This is a genomic window from Mycobacterium sp. P7213, assembly GCF_900604305.1.
Taxonomy (GTDB): Bacteria; Actinomycetota; Actinomycetes; order Mycobacteriales; family Mycobacteriaceae; genus Mycobacterium.
Genome location: NZ_UWOA01000101.1, coordinates 1 through 1,722, shown reverse-complemented (window position 1 = coordinate 1,722; position 1,722 = coordinate 1). Strand labels below are relative to the sequence as shown.

The 1,722-nt window shown below is 63.5% G+C and carries 1 protein-coding gene; it reads right to left on the bottom strand.

From position 1 onward, the window contains the following. Positions 1 to 124 precede the first annotated feature (124 nt). Positions 125 to 1,722 (bottom strand): cellulase family glycosylhydrolase (locus EJK91_RS21330; RefSeq protein ID WP_125079895.1); only part of this gene is annotated, 1,598 nt, incomplete at its 5' end.

Genomic DNA, 1,722 nt, shown 5'->3' with positions numbered 1-1,722 from the left:
CTTCTTCATGGAAGACAACAGATTCTGAAGTCTGCCTGAGAAGTTAAACGAGTTGCTTATGTGATGCAAGGCTGCCACCTAGGCAACCCGGAGTGTCGGCGGTAGTCCGTTGGCGGGTCGACGGCTAGATACGTATCAACTTGACGGTGATGGTGGAGGCGTCGCCGTCGGCTCCGATGGTCAGGATCGGGGCATTGGGTGCCGAGGTGACGGTCCCGCCGGTCACGGTCACGGCATAGCCGTTGGGGTAGTGGTTGGCCGGCACGGCGATAGAGGTCTCGGAGCCGGCTCCGAAGGTGCCTGAGCCGTCGGCGCGGTCGGTGGTGTAGCTGAAGTTGAACTCGCCGTTGGTGAAGCTCAGCGACGTCGGGACGCCGGAGATCGCCTGGGGGTAGGGCTGAGCCAGGAGGTCGAGCTTGTCCCAGTTGACGTTGTCGCCGACCGGGGGCAGGTTCGTGTCGTAGACCAGTGCCTGGTCCTCCGGCGACGTGCTGGTGATGTCCTTGCCGGTGTAGGCCCATTCGGTCCAACCGAACAGATACCGGTTCGCCGCGTCCAGGCTCGCGCCGATGGTCGGAAGGTTGTTGGTGGCACCGAACTCACTCAAAAACGCCGGGATGTTGTGCTCCTGCGCATAGTCGTAGGCGTAGCCGAACACGGCGTCGGCATTCCAGTCGCAACCGAAACTCAGGTCGGCGAAAATCGCATTCACCATGCAGTAGTGGTGGAAGGAGAAGGCGGTGTTGTCGTCGTCGACCGTTCCCAGATGGTTCTGTACCGGCAGGCTGGCTTCGAGGGTGCTCGGACCGAAGAACACCGTCTTGTTCGGGTCGACCGAGCGGATGGCTTCGGTGATCTGGTTGTAGAACGGGGTCAACTGTTGGGCGTCGAAGTACGGGTTGCCCAGCAGGCTGCCCAGGGTCTGGGTGCCTGACCACGGCTCGTTCATGATCTCGTAGCCGGCGACGTTCTCGTTGCCCTTGAAGTAGTTGGCGACGGCCTGCCACATGATGCCGTAGTGGTTCTGCAACCCGATTCCATCGGGGGCTTGGTCGTTGGCCCAGAACGCGTCCCACGCGTAGTTCTGTGCCGGGCTCACGAAGTAGCTGAACGGGAAGCCCACATCGAAGTTGGGCAGGCCACCGGTTAAGGTGGCCCACTCCGGTGCGCCGTCGCCGCCGAAGTAGCCACCGTAGAGGTCTTGGTGCATGTCGAGAATGACCATGATGTTGTGGTTGCCCAGGATTTCGACGGTGTTTTCGATGGAGGCCAGGTAGTCGTAGTCGATGACACCGGGTTCGGGTTGGACGCCGGCCCAGATGACGCCCAGGCGTACGACGTTGAAGCCGTTGGCGGCCAGGAAGGCGGCATCTTTATCGCCGAAACCGTCGGCGGAGGGCTCATACGGCGGGATCTTGTAGACCTGGTTGAGCCCACGCAACATGACGACTTGGCCGTCACCGTTGGTGAAGTAGCCGTTGGAGACCTCGACCGGTGGGGCGACGGTGCCGGTGATGCCGCCGGGCAGGGAGCCGAATTGGCCAACGGCGCCGTGGGTTCCATCGAGCAGGCCGGCGGTGCCGCCGACCCCGCCCAGCGCGGGCAACCCAGCCAGGGTGGCGCCGTCACCGGCGTTGCCGCCGTCTCCGCCGTTGCCGAACAGCCAGCCGCCGGCTCCGCCGTTGGGGTTGGCTTCGGTGCCGTCGGCGCCGTTGCCGATCA